Origin of the sequence: Streptomyces sp. NPDC008163, from assembly GCF_042956885.1 — a bacterium.
Classification (GTDB): domain Bacteria; phylum Actinomycetota; class Actinomycetes; order Streptomycetales; family Streptomycetaceae; genus Streptomyces; species Streptomyces drozdowiczii_A.
Map to the genome: position 1 here is coordinate 241,949 of NZ_JBIBHG010000008.1, position 19,176 is coordinate 261,124.

The window sequence follows — 19,176 nt, forward strand, 5'->3', positions numbered from 1 at the left end:
GAAACGTGTCTGCGTGTCGCGGTTCGGTGGCGCTCCCGTCGCTCGTCCGTCACCCGGTTGTGACGTTTGGTAACGGCTGTGGCCCGGGGATGACGGGGCCGGTCCCCGTACGGGTGACACCGCTTAGGCTGTGCCTGGACCGCCTCCTGGGCAGGTCGGTCCTCATCAGCCAGACGCAGCAGGGGGCAACCGCCATGACGACAGGTCGGCTCGGGCAGCAAGCCGCGCCACCGAACGCGGCCTACGCCGGGCAGCTCGTGCATTTCCCGGACCCGGTCCGGGCGTCCCGTCACCCCAGAGGGGTGCGGATGGACGAGAACGGCTGTCCGGACTTCTCGCCGTACGCGCGCGCCGCCGCGGAGATCGCGGAGCCTCCGCAGGGTTTCGGTGTGGACGAGCTGCGGCTGACGGACTACGTGTCCGCGAACGCGGCGCTGGCCGAGGCCGGGCACGAGCTGTGGGACACGATTCCGCCGGTCGCGACGCCGCACGGCTGGACCTGGCACCACGTGCCGGGCGGCCGTCGGATGGAGCTGATCCCGGTCGAGGTGAAGGCGCTGCTGCGCCACCACGGCGGGCTGGCGTCCACGGAGGTCGACCAGGACAAGCGGGGCACCCGCCCGCTCCAGGAGACGCGCCCCGCGCACTTCCGGCTGCCCAAGGGCGCCGTTGCGGTGACGGAGCAGCAGATCCTGGGCGTGGAGGAGGACCTGGGCTACCGGCTGCCGGGGGCGTACCGCTCGTTCCTGAAGGCGGCGGGCGGTTCGGCCCCGGCGGGTACGGCGCTCGACGCGGAGCTGGGTCTCCTGATCGACCAGCCGTTCTTCACGGTGCGCGAGGAGGCCGCCGTGAACGACCTGGTGTACGTCAACAAGTGCCTGCGCGACCACCTGACGAAGGACTACCTCGGCGTGGCCTTCGTGCAGGGCGGTCTGCTCGCGGTGAAGGTGCGCGGCGCGGCCCTGGGTTCGGTGTGGTTCTGCGCGTACGACGACGCCCGGGACCGTGACGGCTGGACGGTGCAGGAGCGGGTGGACCGGCTGCTGCTGCCGTGCGGTGAGGACTTCGACGCGTTCCTCCAGCGGCTGGCGGGCAATCCGCCGGAGCTGGAGACGGTGGCGAACCTGATGGTGGACGGCGGCTTCGCGCAGGCCGTCCCGGTGGAGGGGTGAGCGCGATGGTGACCTTCGCTCAGGCGCAGGAGCGCGCTGAGGAATGGGTGAACGGCGATGTTCCGGCGTACCAGCACCGTGAGGTGCGCGTACGTGAATTCGAACTCGGATTCGTGGTGTGGGCCGAGGACCGCCAGGACGGACCGGTGTCCGACGGTGGCCGGCAGCGGCTGGTGATCGCGCGGGACAGCGGCGAGGCGACGCTGTGGCCCGGGCTGCCGGTCGGTGAGGTGATCCGGCGGTACGAGGAGGAGTACGGCTCGCAGGAAGTGGAGCCGGCCGCCCCCGCGCCGCCCGAGCGGGTGGACCTGAATCAGACGTCGTTCCTGTTGAGCCCGCCGGAGTGGCTTCAGGAGGCGGCGGACAAGCTGGGCATCCCGGACCGGCGTGCGGAGCGGGACGACACCCCGCCGCCGGCCCCGGAGACGCCGTCGTCCTTCCCGCCGCCGGCCCCGATCCCGTCGCCCTCGACGCCTTCGCAGGGCGGTTCGGTGGCGTACGAGCCGACCGCTTCGGACGGCGTACCGGCGTCCTCGCTCCAGCCGCCGGTCGGGGCCACGCCGTGGGCGGGCACCGATGTGAACGCGGACTCGGACGACGCGGAGGTGGCACTTCCGGCGACGGTGTTCGCGCCGCCGCTGTCGGGCGCCGATGACGAGGAGGAGCTGCCCCCGGTCGTTCCGGCGGACGCGCCGACGGCGCTGATGTCGGGCGGCAGCGCGCTCCCGAAGACCGCGATCGCGCCGAGCCTGGGCGGCGAGCGTCCGCCGGTGCCGGGTCCGCCCGTTCCCGGGACCTCCGTGCCCGGTCCGCCGGTGCCGGGGCAGCACACGCCGCCTCCCGCCCAGCACACGCCTCCGCCGGCCCAGCACACCCCGCCCCCCGGGGCCGGGGACATCGCCGACGCCGCGACGAGCAAGGCTGCCCTTCCGCCGCGTGCCTCGCGGGGGACCACGCCTCCGCCGCCGCCCGGTGCCCCCGGCACCCCGGGTGCCCGGCCGGGCGCGCCGGTGCCGCCGCCGTCGGGCCCGGGTGCGCCCGGCGCGCCCGCGGGCGGCTACGTGCCGACGCAGCTCGTCTCCCAGCTGGGCCCGCCCGGCGCCCCGCAGCCGCCCGGTCCGCCGACGCCGCCGCCCGCCGGTGGCGGGGTGCACCAGGCGGCCACGATGTTCGCCGACCCGTCGTCCGGCGCGGGCGTCCCGCAGCCCCCCGGCCCGCCGGGTGTGCCGGGCGCCCCCCAGCCGCCCGGTCCGCCCGGAGTCCCCGGTGCGCCCGTGGGGCAGCAGCCTCCTCCGCCGCCGGGTGCGACGCCTCCGCCCGGCCCGGGCGGGGTGCACCACGCGGCGACGATGCTCGCGGGGCCGGCGCAGACCGGTCCGGGGGCGCCGCAGCCGCCGGGTCCGCCGGTGGGTGCGCCGCCCGCGTACGGCTATCCGCAGACGCCGCCCGGTCAGCCGACCGTGGGTCCGGGCTACCAGGCGGTGCTGCGCTTCCGGGCGCCGGACGGCAGCGAGCAGCAGCTGATCCGCCGCTCGGCGCCGGGCACCCCGCACCCGGAGTGGCAGATGCTGCACGAGCTGCGGGCGATGAACGTACCGCCGCAGCAGGTGATCGAGCTGCACACGGAGCTGGAGTCCTGTGAGCTGCCCGGTGGCTACTGCGCCCGGATGATCCGGGAGACCTGGCCGCAGGTGCGGATCACCTCCGTCGCCCCGTACGGCACGGACCATGCGAGCCGGCAGCAGGGCATGCAGCATCTGCTGACGCACCAGGGCGAGCTGCACCAGGTGGCGGACGGCCCCGCGCGGCCCGCGCCGGTGCGGGCGCCGCTGCCGCAGATGCAGCCCGCGCCGCCGGTGCCGCCGGAGGCGCTGGCCGAGGAGATGATGCAGACCTTCGGTCCGCAGGGTGTCCTCCGCTTCGACCAGCGCGCGGTGTCCCGTCAGGGCGTGCCGGAGATCGTGGCGCGGACCCTGGTGTGGGCGGGTCTGCCCGCCGACTTCGGGCCGTTCTTCTGGGCGCAGCCGGGCCAGCCGGTGGTGCCGACGCTGGCGGAGCTGGCGGCCCAGCGGCAGGTGCAGCCCGCGTCCGACGCGGGGTCGTATCTGGTGATGGGCTCGGACTTCGGCCGGGCGATCTGCGTCCAGTACGGCACCGCGCACATCGTGGCGGTGCCGGTGGAGGCGGGTCCGGGCGGTGCGCCGGTGCCGCCGCAGTTCGTGAACACGGGGCTGCCGGAGTTCGTGCGGTGCATGGCGCTGCTGGGCCGGATGTGGCGGCTGCGGTACGGGCTGAACCCGGAGCAGGCGGGCCGCTGGACGGTGGACTTCCAGGCGCAGCTGGTGGCGCTGGACGCGGCGGCGCTGTCGTCGCCGGAGAGCTGGTGGTCGGTGCTGCTGGAACAGATGTGGGACGGGCTGATCTGACCGTTCCGGGTGCGGGGCGTGGTGCCCGGCCCCTTTCGGGGGGCCGGGCACCACGCCTTTGCCGTATGTGATGCCGGTCGCTTCCGTCCGGAAAGCGCCGCATTGATTCGGACTTCCCGACCAATTGCCGCATCCTTGGCGTCATGCTCGATGGCCGGAGCATCGCAGCCGGGATGATCGGAAAGAGGCGTCAGGGATGAGTTCTGCACCGGGGTCCGCGTACGGGTTCGTCGGTGTACGGGGTCGTGGGTACCGCCCGGAGCAGGTGGACCGGGCGGTGGCGGACCTGTCCGCGGAGCGCGACGAGGCCGTGGCGCGGGTGGCCCGGCTGACGGGGCTCGCGGAGGAGCTGGCGGCGGAGTCGGCCCGGCTCGACGAGGCCGTGGCGCGGCTGGCCCCGCCGGACTACACGCCGCTGGGGGAGCGGGCGCAGCGGATCCTGGCGCTGGCGGAGGAGGAGGCCGGGGCGCTCCAGGGCGCGGCGCGCGAGGAGGCGCAGGCGCTCCGGGACGAGGCGGACGCGGCGGCCCGGGCCCTGCGGGACGCGGCGCGCACGGACGCGGAGGCGGTCCGGGCGGCGGCGGAGAGCGCGGCCGGTGAGCTGGTGGCGGCGGCGGAGACGGCGGCCGGTGAGGTGCTGGAGGCGGCGCGTACGGAGGCGGCGCGGCTGCGCGAGGAGGCGGAGTCCGCGATGGCGGCGACCCGCACCCGCACCGCGAGCGTGCTGGCGCACCAGGAGCAGGAGCACGCCGAGCGGCACAAGGCGGCGGAGCGGGAGCTCGCGGACGCCGAGGCGGCGCAGGCCGCTGAGCACGCCGGGCTGATGGAGCGCGCCGAGGCGGAGCTGGCCGCCGCGGGCCGGGCCCGGGCGGAGGCGGAGGAGGCGGCGCGGCACGGCCAGGAGGACGCGGAGGCGCGGGCGGCCGAGCTGATCGCGCGGGCGCGGGTGCGCGAGGAGCGGGTGGTGCGGGAGACCGAGCGCATCCTGCGGGAGCACGAGGAGGGCCGCGAGGAGGTCCAGGCCCACATGGCCCACGTACGGAGTTCGCTCGCGGCGCTGACGGGCCGGGTGTCCCCGGCGGCGGAGCCCGCGCGGGAGGACGCGCCGCAGGTGCCCGCACAGGAGCGGGCGCGCGGCTGACGGCCCCTCAGGGCCGGGGCCAGGGGCGGCACGAGAGCTGTTCGATGCTGCTGTTGAAGCGTTTGAGGTAGCCGGCGAAGGCCGCGATGTCCTCGTCGGGCCAGTCGTGCATGACCTGGTCCAGGGAGCGCACGACGCGTTCGCGCTCCGCGTCCAGCAGCCGGGCGCCCTCGTCGGTGATGCGGAATTTGCGGGCCATGCCGCCGTCCGGGTCCGGGATGCGTTCGGCGAGCCCGGCGCGGGCCACGGCGGCGGTCTGGCGGTTGAGGGTGGAGGCGTCGAGGCCGAAGGCGTCGCTGAGTTCGCCGTTGGACATGGGGCCCTGGACGCGCAGCCGGCTCAGCAGGATGTACGCGCTGCGGTCGAGCAGGGCGTATTTGTGGCGTCCGCCGCGGTGGTCGGCGAGGCTGTGGCGGCCGAGCAGCATCTGCTCGTACTCCACCTCTTCCGTGGGCCTGGGCATGGCGACGGCCTCCTGCTTCTGCTGCTCGTGGGCGGCGGCTCATTCTCGCATGCAGTGTGTACGTGGCACATAATGTGTATGACACATCGGGCATGTACGATGCATGTCGCTGTCCCGGCAGGCGGGACCACGCCCCAAGGAGCCCCCTCATGGATGCCCCCCAGCCGTCGGCGAGGACAGGCGCCGTCGTCGCCACCCTGGCCTTCGCCGGCACCGTGGCAGCGGTCATGCAGACGCTGGTCACGCCCCTCATCGCGGAACTGCCCACGATCCTGGACACCTCGTCCTCCAACGCGGCCTGGGTCATCACCGTGACCCTGCTGGTCTCCGCGGTGTGCGTGCCGGTCTCCGGCCGGCTCGGCGACCTGCTCGGCAAGCGGCGGATGCTGCTCGCCTGCTCGGTACCGCTGATCGCGGGCTCGGTGGTCTGCGCGCTCTCCTCCTCCGTCGTCCCGATGATCGTCGGGCGCGGGCTCCAGGGCATGGGCATGGGCATGGTCCCGCTCGGGATCGCCCTGCTGCGCGACGTGGTGCCGCCGGAGAAGATGAGCTCGTCCATCGCCCTGGTCAGCGCCTCGCTCGGGATCGGCGGCGCGCTCGGCCTGCCGATCGCCTCGGCGGTCGCGCAGTACGCCAGCTGGCGCGTGCTGTTCTGGGGCTCGGCCGTGCTGGCCGTCGCGATCTGCGCACTGATCTGGGCCCTGATCCCGGACGTCCCGGCGGGCGCCAAGGGGCAGCGCTTCGACGTGCCCGGTGCGCTCGGCCTCGCGGCCGGCCTGGTCTGCCTGCTCCTCGCCGTGTCGAAGGGCGCCGACTGGGGCTGGGCCTCCGGGACGACCATCGGCCTGTTCGCCGCCGCCGTCGTGATCCTCCTCGCCTGGGGCCTCTGGGAGCTGCGCACCACGGACCCGCTGGTCGACCTGCGCACCACCGCCCGCCCCCGGGTGCTCATCACCAACATCGCGTCGCTCTTCGTCGGCTTCGGCATGTACGCCGGCATGCTGATCGCGCCGCAGCTGCTCCAATTCCCCGAGGCCACCGGCTACGGGCTCGGCCAGACGATGCTCCAGGCCGGTCTGTGGATGGCCCCCGGCGGCATCATGATGATGGTCGTCTCCCCGTTCGGTGGGAAGCTCACCGACGCCCGCGGCCCGAAGTTCACCCTGATCTCCGGTGTCCTCGTCATCGCCGCCGCCTACGGCCTCGGCATCCTGCTGATGGGCTCCGCCTGGGGTCTGATGCTCTTCCTCATGGTCAGCAGCAGCGGCGTCGGCCTCGCGTACGGGGCGATGCCCGCCCTCATCATGAGCGCCGTCCCGGCCTCCGAGACCGCCGCCGCGAACGGCTTCAACACCCTGATGCGCGCCCTCGGCACCTCGGTCGGCGCCGCCGTGATCGGCGCGGTCCTCGCCCAGATGACCACCGAGGCGGGCGGCTACACCTTCACCTCCGAGTCCGGCTTCCGCACGGGCCTGCTCCTGGGCTGCGGTGTCGCACTGGTCGCCGTCGCGATCTCCGCCTTCATCCCGGCGGTACGGGGCTCCGCCGCGTCCTCCGGCACGGCGGACACCCCGGCCGCCCCGGAGACGGCGGCGGCCAAGGGCTGAACCGCTCCCGGACCGGCCTCAGGTCCCCAGGCCGTGGCGCGTCGCCCACCCGGAGATCGCCGAGGCCAGCTCCTGCGGCCGGTCCTCCGGGGAGTGGTGACCGGCGAGGCCGCCCCGGAAGACCTCCAGCCCCGCGATGTTCGCCTCGCACCAGGCCACGGTCGCCGCGTCGGTCATGGCGCCCGGGCCCGGTTCGAACGCGGCCAGCAGTTTGGGCACTTCGGGGCTCGCGGCCAGCCAGGCGTCGTAGCGCTCCACGCGGGCCACGACGTCGGCCGGCTCGCCGTCCAGCGGCATCATCCGCGTCCACGCCAGGATGGGCCGGCGGCTCTCCGGGGCCGGGAAGGGGCGGCGGTAGGCGTCGAGGTCGGCGGGGTCGAGCGGGGTGGCGAGCGTGCCCGGCAGCCCCTCGATGAACCCGTTCTGGTCCAGGATCATGCGCTCGCCCACTCCGGGCGTCCGGAGCAGGGTGAACAGCTCGCGTCCGGCGGGCGGGAACTCGTCGCCGTACAGCGGCTTGACGATCGTCTCCGTGAAGGCGAGCCCCTGGACGGTTCCGGGGCGGCGGGCGGCCCGGTCGAAGGCGAGCGCGCCACCCCAGTCGTGGCCGATCAGCACGGCCTCGGCCAGGCCGAGCGCGTCGAACCAGGCGTCCAGGTGCCGGGCGTGGTCCTCGAAGGAGTAGGCGAGCCGGGGCTTGCCGGAGTCGCCCATGCCGATGAGATCGGGAGCGAGCAGCCGGCGGCCGGGCGCGGCCACCCCCGGCAGGATGTTGCGCCAGAGGTGCGAGGAGGTGGGGTTGCCGTGCAGGAAGACGAACGGCAGGCCGCCGGGGTCGCCGGACTCACGGTAGTGGACGGTGGTGCCGAGGACGGGAACGGTGGGCATGACGCTGTCTCACATCGCTTTCTGGTGGGTGGACTTCATACGTTGAGGTGCAGGGCCCGTTCGACGGTGATCTCGACGACCGCCAGGTCCGGCACCTCGGGCGGGGCCGCCCCGTAGCGGGCGGTGTAGCGGCGTACCGCCTCCGCCAGGCGTACGGCGTCGTCGGTCACCGAGGCTCTGCCTTCGAGGGTGATCCAGCGGAAGCCGTCGGCCTGGCAGAGCGCGACCCGGGCCGCCGGACCGCCCGCCGACACATGGCGTGCCTTGCGGGCGGAGGCCCTGGTGGCCACCCGGGCGAGGCCGGTGGCCGGGTCGAAGGTGAAGCGGACCGGGGCCACGTGCGGGGTGCCGTCGGGGCGCAGTGTGGTGAGGGTGGCGGTGAGCGGGAGGGCGAGGAACGCGAGGGCGGCGGCGGTGAGCCGGGGGCGTTCCCGGCTCACTTCTTCCTCACGCCCTCGTTCCAGATCAGCTTGGCGACGTTCGGCTTCACGGCGGTCGTGACGACGCCCATCGCCGTACGCACATGGCGTCGTTCCTCCAGCTCGCGCAGCATGCTCGCGGCGAGGTCGGAGCGGGCGGTGAAGACGCCGTCGGCGCTGGAGGGGGCGGTGAGGTAGTCGGTGACGACGGGGTGCTCGAAGAGGCCCGAGGGGCGCACCAGGGTCCAGTCGAGGGCCGTGCGGCCGACGATGTTTTCCATGCGGCGCATGTCCGCGTGCAGGGTGCGGCCCAGGCGCCGGTTGACCAGCGGGTCGAGCACGTGGTTGAAGAAGTGCGCCCCGGTGGGCCGCCAACGCGGGTCGGCGATGCTGGAGCTGACGACCAGCAGCCGCCCCACGCCGTGCCGGCTCATGGCCCGGGTGATGGCCGAGGCGCTCTGCGAGTACAGGGTGACGGGCTGCTTGCTGAAGCGGGCGCCGAGTGCGGACAGGACGGCGTCCGCCCCCTCGACCGCGGCGTCCACGGCCGCCGGGTCGGTGGCGTCGGCGACGGCCGGGGTGACCCCGGGGCGGGCCGGCAGCGAACCGGGGCGGCGGATGACGGCGGTGACCTGGTGACCGGCGGCGACCGCCTGCTCGGTGAGGTGGCGTCCGGTCGGGCCGGTGGCGCCGAACAGGGTGATGCGCATGGTGGGGGCTGCTTCCTTCGGGATGCGGTGGGAACGCCTTGACTGTGCGGATCACGCCACGCAGGCTCAACGCTGATGAATAACGCCCCGGCCGCCCCCGCCCGGCCCCGAGGCCGCCCCCGGGGCAATCCGCCGATCCGTGAATCGCTCGTGGTGGCGGCGCGTGAACTGTTCCTGGAACGCGGCTACCGGGCGACCACACTGCGCGCCGTGGCCGGGGCGGCCGGGGTGGACCCGGCTCTGATCGCGTATCACTTCGGGTCCAAGAAGGGCCTGTTCGCGGACGTGATGCAGTTCCAGTGCGCGCGTGCGCTGTCGGTGGACGAGGTGCTGGGCGGTGATCCGGTCACCCTGCCGGGGCGGCTGATCGACGCGGTGACGGACCTGTGGGAGGACGCCGACTTCCGGCGCCTGTCGACCCGGGGCGAGACCGCCGCCGAGGTCGTCCGCGAATACCTGGAACAGGAGCTGCTGGGGCCGCTCGTTGAATTTCTCGGCGGCCCGGACGCGACCGCCCGCGCCACCGCCGTCGTGACCGTGCTCGGCGGGATCATCTACACCCGCTATCTGAACCCGCTGCCCACCCCGGCCGCCCTCACCCCGGCCGAGACCCGCGCCGCCCTCACCCCGGCCATCCGCGCGGCACTCGCGCCCCGGCGGCGCTAGGGGGTGTCTTGCCCGCCCAGAGGCGGGGACCCCTGGGTGCAGTCCCTGAGACCGGGGTCCACCCGGGGGTCCAGGCCCCTAGGGGGAGCTCCGTACAGCGGGCCAGGGGCCGTTCCTCCCGCTGGAGGACGTGCGGGGGCGGGGTCTCTCCGTAGCGTGGTCGTCGTACCGCAGACGTAGCGCACACGCACCGCATACGCATCGCACACGCGCCGCCGAAAGGGCGGACCGGAGGGAACGGGGTGGGGAAAACCCCACCGGAAGACTGCGCTGGGCACCAGCGCGCCGGACCCCCTCCCCCCAGCAGACTTCACCGCAGACGGCGACGGGTCCGTCGCCGACCGACATAGGAGAAAAACCGTGACAACGGCTGTAACCATTCCCAGGCACGGGGGCACTGGAGGGCGTACGGCCGTGGCTGCGCGGGCGCGGCAGGTCGTCAAGGCGTACGGGAGCGGAGAGACCCGGGTCGTCGCGCTCGACCATGTCGACGTGGACATCGCCCGCGGGCAGTTCACCGCGATCATGGGCCCGTCCGGCTCCGGCAAGTCGACGCTGATGCACTGCCTGGCCGGCCTCGACACCGTGACGTCCGGCCAGATCCACGTCGCCGACACCGAGATCACCGGGCTCAGGGACAAGAAGCTCACCCAGCTCCGGCGCGACCGCATCGGGTTCATCTTCCAGGCGTTCAACCTGCTGCCGACGCTGAACGCGCTGGAGAACATCACGCTGCCGATGGACATCGCCGGCCGCAAGCCCGACGCCGCCTGGCTGAACCAGGTCGTGGAGACCGTCGGCCTGGCCGGCCGCCTCAAGCACCGGCCGACCCAGCTCTCCGGCGGCCAGCAGCAGCGCGTCGCGGTGGCGCGGGCCCTCGCCGCCAAGCCGGAGATCATCTTCGGCGACGAGCCGACCGGGAACCTGGACTCCCGGGCCGGGGCCGAGGTCCTGAGCTTCCTGCGCCGGTCCGTGGACGAGCTGGGCCAGACCATCGTCATGGTCACCCACGACCCGGTCGCCGCCTCCTACGCGGACCGCGTCCTCTACCTCGCCGACGGGCGCATCGTGGACGAGATGCACAACCCCACCGCCGACCAGGTGCTGGACCGCATGAAGGACTTCGACGCGCGCGGGCGGACGTCATGACCGTGTGGAAGACCTCGATGCGCAACTTCCTCGCGCACAAGGGACGCATGGCGCTCTCCGCCGTCGCCGTCCTGCTCTCGGTGGCGTTCGTCTGTGGCACGCTCGTCTTCACCGACACGATGAACGCCACGTTCGACAAGCTCTTCGCCGCCACCTCCGCCGATGTCACCGTGAGCCCGAAGAACGCCAAGGCCGACGACATCCCCAAGGACGGCAAGCCGGAGTCGCTGCCGGCGTCCGTTCTCGCGCGGGTCGCGAAGGCCGACGGGGTGAGGAAGGCCGAGGGCGGCGTCTCCAGCGCGGCCGTCACCGTCGTCGACAGCCACAACAAGAACATGGGCTCCGAGACCGGCGCCCCCACCATCGCCGGCAACTGGACGCAGAACGACCTGCGGTCCATGGAGATCACCTCGGGCCACGCCCCGCGCGGCCCGACCGAGGTCATGGTCGACGCCGACACCGCGGAGAAGCACCACCTCAAGATCGGTGACGAGCTGCGCACCATCGCGGCCACCGGCGACATCACCGGGAAGATCAGCGGCATCGCCACCTTCAAGGTGACCAACCCCGGTGCGGCGATCGTCTACCTCGACACCGCCACCGCCCAGCGCGCGCTGCTCGGCGCCCCCGACGCCTTCACGCACCTCTCCGTCACCGCCGCACCCGGCGTCAGCGACACCCGGCTGAAGCAGAACGTCGCCGAGGCGCTCGGCGGCTCGGCCGCGTACAAGCTCCAGACCCAGCAGGAGGCCGCGGCGGCGAGCAAGGACTCCATGGGGTCGTTCCTCGACGTCATGAAGTACGCGATGCTCGGCTTCGCCGGGATCGCCTTCCTCGTCGGCATCTTCCTGATCGTCAACACCTTCTCGATGCTGGTCGCCCAGCGCACCCGTGAGATCGGCCTGATGCGGGCCATCGGTTCCAGCCGCAAGCAGGTCAACCGCTCGGTGCTGCTGGAAGCGGTGCTCCTGGGCATCGTCGGATCGATCCTCGGCGTCGGTGCCGGGGTCGGGCTCGCCGTCGGGCTCATGAAGGTCATGGGCGCCATCGGCATGGAGCTGTCCACCGACGACCTCACCATCGCCTGGACCACCCCGGTGACCGGCCTCGCGCTCGGCATCGTCGTCACCGTCCTCGCCGCGTACGTCCCGGCCCGCCGGGCGGGCAAGGTCTCGCCGATGGCCGCCCTGCGCGACGCCGGGACCCCGGCGGACGCCAGGTCGGGCTGGGTCAGGGCCGGTCTCGGCCTCGTCCTCACCGGTGCCGGCGCGGCCGCGCTGTGGTGGACGACCCGGGTCGACGAGGCGAGCGACGGTTCCGCCTTCCTCGGGCTCGGCGTGGTCCTCACCCTGATCGGCTTCATCGTCATCGGCCCGCTGCTCGCCGGAGTCGTCGTACGGGCGCTGAGCGCCGTGCTCCTGCGGTTCTTCGGCCCGGTCGGCCGGCTCGCCGAGCGCAACGCGCTGCGCAACCCGCGCCGCACCGGCGCGACCGGGGCGGCCCTGATGATCGGCCTGGCCCTGGTGGCCTGCCTGTCCGTGGTCGGTTCCTCGATGGTCGCCTCGGCCACGGACGAGCTCGACAAGTCGGTGGGGGCGGACTTCATCGTGCAGTCGGGCAGCGGCCAGCCGATCGTCCCGCAGGCCGCCGAGGCACTGGCCGCCGCACCCGGCATCGAGCACCTCACGCACTACCGGGTCCTGGACGCCAGGCTCACCACCCCGGACGGCGTGACGAAGAAGCAGGAGGTCACGGCGGCCGACCCGAGCTACCAGCAGGACGTCCGGCGCGAGGTCCTCTCCGGTGAGCTGGCGAAGGCGTACGGCGAGAACGCCATGTCGGTGGGCGAGGACTACGCCACCGCGCACCGCGTCAAGGTCGGTGACACGATCACCGTCGCGTTCGCGGGCGGCGACACGGCGAAGCTGAAGGTCGCCGCGGTCACCTCGGACGAGACGTCGCTCGACCAGGGCGCGATGTACATGAACACCTCGACCGCCCAGCGCTACGTCCCCGCCGCCAAGATGCCGCAGAACATGCTCATGTTCGCCAAGGCGAAGGACGGCGAGGAGAAGGCGGCCTACGCGGCGCTCAAGGACTCGCTCGCGAAGTACCCGACGTACAAGGTCCAGAACCAGGCCGACTTCAAGGAGGACCTGAAGGACCAGATCGGCCAGCTCCTGAACGTCGTCTACGGCCTGCTCGCCCTGGCGATCATCGTCGCGGTGCTCGGTGTGGTGAACACCCTGGCCCTGTCGGTGGTCGAACGGACCCGCGAGATCGGCCTGATGCGCGCCATCGGCCTCTCCCGCCGCCAGATGCGCCGGATGATCCGGCTGGAGTCCGTGGTCATCGCCCTCTTCGGCGCCCTGCTCGGCCTCGGCCTGGGAATGGGCTGGGGCACCTCGGCCCAGAAGCTGCTGGCCCTGGAGGGCCTGGGAGTCCTGGACATCCCGTGGCCGACGATCATCACGGTGTTCGTCGCCTCCGCCTTCGTCGGACTGTTCGCCGCCCTGGTCCCGGCGTTCCGGGCGGGCCGGATGAACGTCCTGAACGCGATCGCCACGGACGGGTGAGACACCCTGACGCGACCGGCCCCGGCCCGCTCCTCGGAGCGCGCCGGGGCCGCTGCGTATGCGGTACGCGTGTGGCTTATGGGACCCCTGTCGCGCAGCGGCCGCCTCCCCCGAGTCGTACGCTAGTAACCCCCGGCCCGTCACACGTGTCGGGCCCTTCGCGTTGCCCCCGGGGCAGCGCGCCCTGGCGGCAGCCGGCCGTCAGAGCCCTTCTCCTCACCCGGACGGAAGCCCTTCATGAGCCTGAACGGTCTGCTGGATGTCGTCGTACGTGATCCGGCGCTCGACGAAGCGGTGAAGGCCGCCGGTGACGGCCACCGGATGCACATCGACCTGGTGGGCCCGCCCGCCGCGCGGCCCTTCGCCGTCGCCGCGCTGGCCCGGGACGCCGGGCGGACGGTCCTCGCGGTCACCGCGACCGGCCGGGAGGCGGAGGACCTGGCGGCCGCGCTGCGCACCATGCTGCCGCCGGACACGATCGCGGAGTTCCCGTCCTGGGAGACCCTGCCGCACGAGCGCCTCTCGCCCCGCTCCGACACTGTGGGTCGCCGGCTCGCCGTGCTGCGGCGCCTCGCGCACCCGAGCGACGACGACCCGGAGACCGGGCCGGTCTCGGTCGTCGTCGCGCCGATCCGGTCCGTGCTCCAGCCGCAGGTCAAGGGGCTCGCGGACCTGGAGCCGGTCGCGCTGCGCACCGGGCAGAGCGCCGACCTCGGCGAGACCGTGGAAGCCCTGGCGGCAGCCGCGTACGCCCGGGTCGAACTGGTCGAGAAGCGCGGCGAGTTCGCGGTGCGCGGCGGCATCCTCGACGTGTTCCCGCCCACCGAGGAGCACCCGCTCCGGGTGGAGTTCTGGGGCGACGACGTCGAGGAGATCCGGTACTTCAAGATCGCGGACCAGCGGTCCCTGGAGGTCGCCGAGCACGGCCTGTGGGCGCCGCCCTGCCGTGAGCTGCTGCTGACGGACGAGGTCCGCGAGCGGGCCGCCGCGCTCGCCGAGGCCCACCCCGAGCTGGGCGAACTCCTCCACAAGATCGCCGAGGGCATCGCGGTGGAGGGCATGGAATCCCTCGCCCCGGTCCTCGTGGACGACATGGAGCTGCTGCTCGACGTGCTGCCCAAGGGCGCGATGGCCGTCGTCTGCGACCCCGAGCGGGTCCGGACCCGGGCCGCGGACCTGGTCGCGACCAGCCAGGAGTTCCTGCAGGCGTCCTGGGCGGCGTCGGCGGGCGGCGGCGAGGCCCCGATCGACGTCGGCGCGGCCTCCCTGCGGGGCATCGCGGACGTCCGCGAGCGGGCCCGTGAGCTGGACATGATGTGGTGGTCGATCTCCCCGTTCGCGGCCGACGCCGAGCTGGACGAGGACACGCTGCCGCTGGGCATGCAGGCGCCCGAGATGTACCGGGGGGACACCGCGCGGGCGTTCGCCGACACGAAGGGCCGACTGGCCGACGGCTGGCGCACGGTGTACGTCACGGAGGGCCAGGGGCTCGCCTCGCGTACGGTCGAGATGCTGGGTGGCGAGGGGATCGCGGCCCGGCTCGACCCGGACCTGGACGAGATCTCCCCGTCGGTGGTCCACGTCTCGTGCGGGGCCATCGACCACGGCTTCGTCCACCCCGGCCTGAAGCTGGCCGTGCTCACGGAGACCGACCTCACCGGGCAGCGCACCGCCACCAAGGACCTGGGCCGGATGCCGGTGCGGCGGCGCAAGACGATCGACCCGCTGACGCTGGAGACCGGCGACTACATCGTGCACGAGCAGCACGGCGTGGGCCGCTACATCGAGATGGTGCAGCGCACGGTGCAGGGGGCGACGCGCGAGTACCTGCTCGTCGAGTACGCCCCCGCCAAGCGCGGGCAGCCCGGCGACCGGCTGTACATCCCGACCGACCAGCTGGAGCAGGTCACCAAGTACGTCGGCGGCGAGGCCCCCACCCTGCACCGGCTGGGCGGCGCCGACTGGACGAAGACGAAGGCGCGCGCCAAGAAGGCGGTCAAGGAGATCGCCGCCGACCTGATCAAGCTGTACTCGGCCCGGATGGCGGCCCCCGGCCACACCTTCGGCCCGGACACCCCCTGGCAGCGCGAACTGGAGGACGCGTTCCCGTACGCCGAGACGCCCGACCAGCTGACGACGATCGCCGAAGTCAAGGAGGACATGGAGAAGTCGGTCCCGATGGACCGGTTGATCTGCGGCGACGTGGGGTACGGCAAGACGGAGATCGCGGTCCGCGCCGCGTTCAAGGCGGTGCAGGACGGGAAGCAGGTCGCCGTCCTCGTCCCCACCACGCTGCTCGTGCAGCAGCACTACGGCACGTTCACCGAGCGCTATTCCCAGTTCCCCGTCAACGTACGCGCGCTGAGCCGCTTCCAGTCCGAGGCCGAGTCCAAGGCGACGCTGGCCGGGCTGAAGGACGGTGCCGTCGACCTGGTCATCGGCACCCACCGCCTGTTCTCCTCGGAGACGAAGTTCAAGGACCTGGGCCTCGTCATCGTGGACGAGGAGCAGCGGTTCGGCGTCGAGCACAAGGAGCAGCTGAAGAAGCTCCGCGCCAACGTGGACGTGCTGACCATGTCCGCGACGCCCATTCCCCGTACGCTCGAAATGGCGGTCACCGGCATCCGCGAGATGTCGACCATCACCACCCCGCCCGAGGAGCGCCACCCGGTCCTGACCTTCGTCGGACCGTACGAGGAGAAGCAGATCGGCGCCGCGATCCGGCGCGAACTGCTGCGTGAGGGCCAGGCGTTCTACATCCACAACCGGGTCGAGTCCATCGACCGGGCGGCGGCGCGGCTGCGCGAGATCGTGCCCGAGGCGCGGATCGCCACGGCGCACGGCCAGATGTCCGAACAGGCCCTGGAGCAGGTCGTGGTGGACTTCTGGGAGAAGAAGTTCGACGTGCTGGTCTCCACGACGATCGTGGAGTCGGGCATCGACATCTCCAACGCGAACACGCTGATCGTGGAGCGCGGCGACAACTTCGGCCTCTCCCAGCTGCACCAGCTGCGCGGACGCGTCGGCCGGGGCCGCGACCGGGGTTACGCGTACTTCCTGTACCCGCCGGAGAAGCCCCTGACGGAGACCGCCCACGAGCGCCTGGCGACGATCGCCCAGCACACCGAGATGGGCGCCGGCATGTACGTGGCCATGAAGGACCTGGAGATCCGCGGCGCGGGCAACCTCCTGGGCGGCGAGCAGTCCGGCCACATCGCGGGCGTCGGCTTCGACCTGTACGTGCGCATGGTGGGTGAGGCGGTCGCCGACTACCGGGCGTCCCTGGAGGGCGGCGTGGAGGAGGAACCGCCGCTGGAGGTCAAGATCGAGCTCCCGGTCGACGCGCACGTCCCGCACGACTACGCCCCCGGCGAGCGGCTGCGCCTCCAGGCGTACCGCTCGATCGCCTCGGCGTCCTCGGAGGACGACATCAAGGCGGTCCGCGAGGAGCTGACCGACCGCTACGGCAAGCTCCCGGAGCCGGTCGAGAACCTCCTCCTGGTAGCGGGCCTGCGCATGCTGGCCCGCGCCTGCGGGGTCGGCGACATCGTCCTCCAGGGCCCGAACATCCGCTTCGCCCCGGTGGAGCTGCGCGAGTCGCAGGAGCTGCGCCTGAAGCGGCTGTACCCGAAGACGGTCATCAAGCCGGCGGTCCACCAGATCCTGGTCCCGCGCCCGACGACGGGCAAGATCGGCGGCAAGCCGGTGGTGGGCCGCGAACTGCTGGCGTGGACGGGGGAGTTCCTTACGACGATCCTGGGGTCGTGAGGGCCTGAGCGCCGGGCGGGCGCGGGCGGGCCAGGTACAGCAGCTCGCCGCGCTCGTCGGCGCGGGTGTGGGCGTGGACCAGGCCGAGCCGGGCCGCGACGGCGAGCGAGGCGGCGTTGCGCGGGCGGATCGTGGCCCACACTCGTGGTATGCCGACGGCGTCGCACTCGGCGAGCACCGCCCGGGCGGCCTCGGCGGCGAGCCCCCGCCCCTGGTGCGAGCGGCGGATCTCGTAGCCGATCTCCGGTCCGGCGCGCCCGGTCCGCCCGGCGAAGACCCCGCAGTTGCCCACGAGCGGACCCCCGCCCCGCAACCACACCCCGTACCAGACGAGTCCGGTCTCGGCGTGGAACGCGTTCCGGCGCCCGATCCACTCCTCGGTACGAGCGAGCGAGGCGACGGGCCCGGTGCCGATGGTGTGGGTCTCCGGGTCACTGAAGAGCTCGTGCAGGGCGGGAGCGTCCTCCGGCCGGAGGCGCCGGAGGACCAGCCGGGGCGTGTGGAGGGTGTCGCGCATGGGGGCTCCGGGGTGGGGTGGGGGCCTCATGGTGTCACCCGGGCGTTTCCTCCGCGCTGAACAGCAATCGGGCGACGAGGCGGAACACCTCCTCCGGGTCGCGGTCGCCCATCGCGTCGTCCAGGTTGCCGCTCAGCAGGAGCGTGGCGAAGCCGTGGGCGAGGGACCAGGCGGCCATGCCTGCCAGGCGGGGGTCGTCCGTGGGGGGCAGGCCGGCGACGCCCGCGCGCAGTTCCGTCGTCGCGCGGGCCTTCGCCGCCAGCAGGTCCGGGTCGTCCGTGCGGTAGAGGTCCGGCTGGAACATCACCTGGAAGTGCGCGGGGTGCGCCCGCGCGAAGCGTACGTACGCCACGCCCCGCTCCCGGAGGCCCGGGGCCGCCGCCAGGGCGTCCGCGAACAGGGTGTACCCCTCTGCGGCGATCGCGGTGAGCAGGCCCGTGCGGTCCTTGAAGTGGTGGGCGGGGGCGGCGTGGGAGACGCCTGCCCGGCGGGCCAGGTCGCGCAGGCTGAGGGCGGCGGGGCCCTCGGTGCGGATGACGTCGAGGGCGGCGGTGAGGACGGCCCGCCGCAGGTCGCCGTGGTGGTAGGCGCGGTCGCTGGTCATGGACAGCAGGTTACGTGGGATCTAGTCGTTGACAAGTTCGCGGATCGCGCGCACTCTTGTGATCTAGGCAGTGGCTAGATGGCCGGTGCGTGGCGTGGCGGAAGGTGTGGACATGTCCGAGGAGCTGGGGCGCGTACGGCAACTGTGGCACCTGCTGGAGCCCGTGCATGCCGTTCTCTATTACGCGCCGGAGGCGTTCGAGGAGGCCGCCGCGCTCGGGTACGCCGTCGACGAGCGGTGGCCGAGTTACTTCGCCTGGCGGGCGGCGCCGCTGGGCGCGGTGGGGGCGGACCGGGTCGGGGAGGCGTTCTACAGCTTCAGCCCGCGCATGGTCGGCGCGTACGTCCCCGCCGTCTGGTCGGTCGCCTCGCCGGACGCGGTGCTGGCCGCGCGGGGGCGGGCCGTCGACCGTACGTACCAGGCGCTCCTGGGGGACGGGACCGCCGCGCCGGACACCGCCGAGGCCGCCGCGCTGCTGCGGCTCGTCGCGGAGGCGGCCGACACGGCGGACCGGCCGATGGCCGCCGCGAACGCAGCGCTGCCCTGGCCCGACGCCCCCCACCTCGCCCTGTGGCACGCGGCGACCGTCCTGCGCGAACACCGGGGCGACGGCCACCTCGCGGCGCTGGCTGACGTGGAGCTGGATCCGGTCGAGGCGCTGGTGTCCTTCGCGGCGATCGGGGCCGCCCGGCCCGAGGTCTTCGGCAGCCGGGGGTGGGGTGACGAGGAGTGGCAGGCGGCGCGCGAACGGCTGGAGAAGCGGGGGCTGGTGGCCGCCGACGGCACGGCGACCGAAGCCGGCCGGGCGCTGCGGGCCGAGGTCGAGCGGCGTACGGACGAGGCGGCGGCGGGGCCGTGGCGGGTGCTCACGGACACGGAGCGGGAACGGCTGGTCGGACTGCTGGGCCCGCTGTGGGTGGCGGCGATCGGGTCGGGGCTGCTGCCGCCCGAGAACACGCTGGGGATCGGGAAGGTGTGAGGGGGCGCCAGCCGTGGCCCGGCCCCACGCGGGAACGGGTCGCAGCCATGAAATCCTCCTCGCGGGGAAGACGTTCGTAGAATTCCCTGGT

General features: G+C 73.2%; 15 protein-coding genes. 9 read left to right on the forward strand and 6 right to left on the reverse strand.

From position 1 onward, the window contains the following. The first annotated feature begins 194 nt into the window (after positions 1–194). The 3 genes from ACFZAT_RS19775 (at position 195) to ACFZAT_RS19785 (ending at position 4,739) form a co-directional block, all read left to right on the forward strand. Positions 195–1,172: an HNH endonuclease gene (locus tag ACFZAT_RS19775; protein ID WP_391265506.1), complete on the forward strand. Its 978-nt coding sequence runs from the start codon at positions 195–197 to the stop codon at positions 1,170–1,172. Between the two features lie 5 nt (positions 1,173–1,177). Further along, positions 1,178–3,598 carry an SUKH-4 family immunity protein gene (locus ACFZAT_RS19780; RefSeq protein WP_391265507.1) on the forward strand — a complete coding sequence of 807 codons (2,421 nt, stop codon included), beginning with the start codon at positions 1,178–1,180 and terminating at the stop codon, positions 3,596–3,598. 196 nt (positions 3,599–3,794) lie between these two features. After that, positions 3,795–4,739 carry a cellulose-binding protein gene (locus ACFZAT_RS19785; RefSeq protein ID WP_391265508.1) on the forward strand — a complete coding sequence of 315 codons (945 nt, stop codon included), beginning with the start codon at positions 3,795–3,797 and terminating at the stop codon, positions 4,737–4,739. Positions 4,740–4,746: 7 nt separating this feature from the next. Here the strand turns inward: ACFZAT_RS19785 and ACFZAT_RS19790 are convergent, their stop codons facing one another. Further along, positions 4,747–5,202, reverse strand: a complete 456-nt coding sequence (locus ACFZAT_RS19790) for a MarR family transcriptional regulator (RefSeq protein WP_391265509.1) — start codon at positions 5,200–5,202, stop codon at positions 4,747–4,749. Between the two features lie 149 nt (positions 5,203–5,351). Between ACFZAT_RS19790 and ACFZAT_RS19795 the strand changes: the two genes are divergently transcribed. Next, positions 5,352–6,809 carry an MFS transporter gene (locus ACFZAT_RS19795; protein ID WP_391265510.1) on the forward strand — a complete coding sequence of 486 codons (1,458 nt, stop codon included), beginning with the start codon at positions 5,352–5,354 and terminating at the stop codon, positions 6,807–6,809. An 18-nt stretch (positions 6,810–6,827) separates the two neighbouring features. On the opposite strand, the gene ACFZAT_RS19800 is transcribed toward ACFZAT_RS19795, so the two are convergent. Genes ACFZAT_RS19800 through ACFZAT_RS19810 form a run of 3 tightly spaced genes read right to left on the reverse strand, consistent with a single transcriptional unit; the run spans position 6,828 to position 8,826 of the window. Beyond that, positions 6,828–7,697, reverse strand: coding sequence for a haloalkane dehalogenase (locus ACFZAT_RS19800; RefSeq protein WP_391265511.1), 870 nt, complete (start codon positions 7,695–7,697; stop codon positions 6,828–6,830). A gap of 35 nt (positions 7,698–7,732) precedes the next feature. Beyond that, positions 7,733–8,137 carry a pyridoxamine 5'-phosphate oxidase family protein gene (locus ACFZAT_RS19805; RefSeq protein WP_391265512.1) on the reverse strand — a complete coding sequence of 135 codons (405 nt, stop codon included), beginning with the start codon at positions 8,135–8,137 and terminating at the stop codon, positions 7,733–7,735. After that, positions 8,134–8,826, reverse strand: coding sequence for an NAD(P)H-binding protein (locus ACFZAT_RS19810; protein WP_391265513.1), 693 nt, complete (start codon positions 8,824–8,826; stop codon positions 8,134–8,136). The genes ACFZAT_RS19805 and ACFZAT_RS19810 overlap by 4 nt, the downstream gene beginning before the upstream one ends. Before the next feature lie 75 nt (positions 8,827–8,901). On the opposite strand from ACFZAT_RS19810, the gene ACFZAT_RS19815 reads away from it, so the two are divergent. The 4 genes from ACFZAT_RS19815 (at position 8,902) to mfd (ending at position 16,985) form a co-directional block, all read left to right on the forward strand. After that, positions 8,902–9,492 carry a TetR family transcriptional regulator gene (locus ACFZAT_RS19815; protein ID WP_391265514.1) on the forward strand — a complete coding sequence of 197 codons (591 nt, stop codon included), beginning with the start codon at positions 8,902–8,904 and terminating at the stop codon, positions 9,490–9,492. A gap of 360 nt (positions 9,493–9,852) precedes the next feature. Continuing rightward, complete coding sequence (locus ACFZAT_RS19820) at positions 9,853–10,641, forward strand: ATP-binding cassette domain-containing protein (protein WP_391265515.1); 789 nt, start codon at positions 9,853–9,855, stop codon at positions 10,639–10,641. Continuing rightward, complete coding sequence (locus ACFZAT_RS19825) at positions 10,638–13,217, forward strand: FtsX-like permease family protein (RefSeq protein WP_391265516.1); 2,580 nt, start codon at positions 10,638–10,640, stop codon at positions 13,215–13,217. The genes ACFZAT_RS19820 and ACFZAT_RS19825 overlap by 4 nt, the downstream gene beginning before the upstream one ends. A 237-nt stretch (positions 13,218–13,454) precedes the next feature. Then, on the forward strand, positions 13,455–16,985 hold the full coding sequence (gene mfd / locus ACFZAT_RS19830; RefSeq protein ID WP_391265517.1) for a transcription-repair coupling factor: 3,531 nt from the start codon (positions 13,455–13,457) through the stop codon (positions 16,983–16,985). Here the strand turns inward: mfd and ACFZAT_RS19835 are convergent. Next, positions 16,963–17,502 carry a GNAT family N-acetyltransferase gene (locus tag ACFZAT_RS19835; RefSeq protein ID WP_391265518.1) on the reverse strand — a complete coding sequence of 180 codons (540 nt, stop codon included), beginning with the start codon at positions 17,500–17,502 and terminating at the stop codon, positions 16,963–16,965. The two genes, mfd and ACFZAT_RS19835, sit on opposite strands and share 23 nt — an antisense overlap. 34 nt (positions 17,503–17,536) lie before the next feature. Then, positions 17,537–18,106: a WHG domain-containing protein gene (locus tag ACFZAT_RS19840; RefSeq protein WP_391265519.1), complete on the reverse strand. Its 570-nt coding sequence runs from the start codon at positions 18,104–18,106 to the stop codon at positions 17,537–17,539. 112 nt (positions 18,107–18,218) lie between these two features. Here ACFZAT_RS19840 and ACFZAT_RS19845 point away from each other — a divergent pair, with 112 nt between their 5' ends. Then, positions 18,219–19,085 (forward strand): hypothetical protein, encoded by an 867-nt coding sequence (locus ACFZAT_RS19845; protein ID WP_391265520.1) that lies wholly within the window; start codon positions 18,219–18,221, stop codon positions 19,083–19,085. The last annotated feature ends 91 nt before the right edge of the window (positions 19,086–19,176 follow it).

Excerpts from the sequence above, each read along its gene's own strand:
- ACFZAT_RS19800 (WP_391265511.1), bottom strand. The coding sequence starts at position 7,697 with ATGCCCACCGTTCCCGTCCTCGGCACCACCGTCCACTACCGTGAGTCC.
- ACFZAT_RS19840 (WP_391265519.1), bottom strand. The coding sequence starts at position 18,106 with ATGACCAGCGACCGCGCCTACCACCACGGCGACCTGCGGCGGGCCGTC.
- ACFZAT_RS19835 (WP_391265518.1), bottom strand. The coding sequence starts at position 17,502 with ATGCGCGACACCCTCCACACGCCCCGGCTGGTCCTCCGGCGCCTCCGG.
- ACFZAT_RS19790 (WP_391265509.1), bottom strand. The coding sequence starts at position 5,202 with ATGCCCAGGCCCACGGAAGAGGTGGAGTACGAGCAGATGCTGCTCGGC.
- ACFZAT_RS19780 (WP_391265507.1), top strand. The coding sequence starts at position 1,178 with ATGGTGACCTTCGCTCAGGCGCAGGAGCGCGCTGAGGAATGGGTGAAC.
- ACFZAT_RS19825 (WP_391265516.1), top strand. The coding sequence starts at position 10,638 with ATGACCGTGTGGAAGACCTCGATGCGCAACTTCCTCGCGCACAAGGGA.
- ACFZAT_RS19845 (WP_391265520.1), top strand. The coding sequence starts at position 18,219 with ATGTCCGAGGAGCTGGGGCGCGTACGGCAACTGTGGCACCTGCTGGAG.
- ACFZAT_RS19810 (WP_391265513.1), bottom strand. The coding sequence starts at position 8,826 with ATGCGCATCACCCTGTTCGGCGCCACCGGCCCGACCGGACGCCACCTC.
- ACFZAT_RS19785 (WP_391265508.1), top strand. The coding sequence starts at position 3,795 with ATGAGTTCTGCACCGGGGTCCGCGTACGGGTTCGTCGGTGTACGGGGT.
- ACFZAT_RS19815 (WP_391265514.1), top strand. The coding sequence starts at position 8,902 with ATGAATAACGCCCCGGCCGCCCCCGCCCGGCCCCGAGGCCGCCCCCGG.
- mfd (WP_391265517.1), top strand. The coding sequence starts at position 13,455 with ATGAGCCTGAACGGTCTGCTGGATGTCGTCGTACGTGATCCGGCGCTC.
- ACFZAT_RS19795 (WP_391265510.1), top strand. The coding sequence starts at position 5,352 with ATGGATGCCCCCCAGCCGTCGGCGAGGACAGGCGCCGTCGTCGCCACC.
- ACFZAT_RS19775 (WP_391265506.1), top strand. The coding sequence starts at position 195 with ATGACGACAGGTCGGCTCGGGCAGCAAGCCGCGCCACCGAACGCGGCC.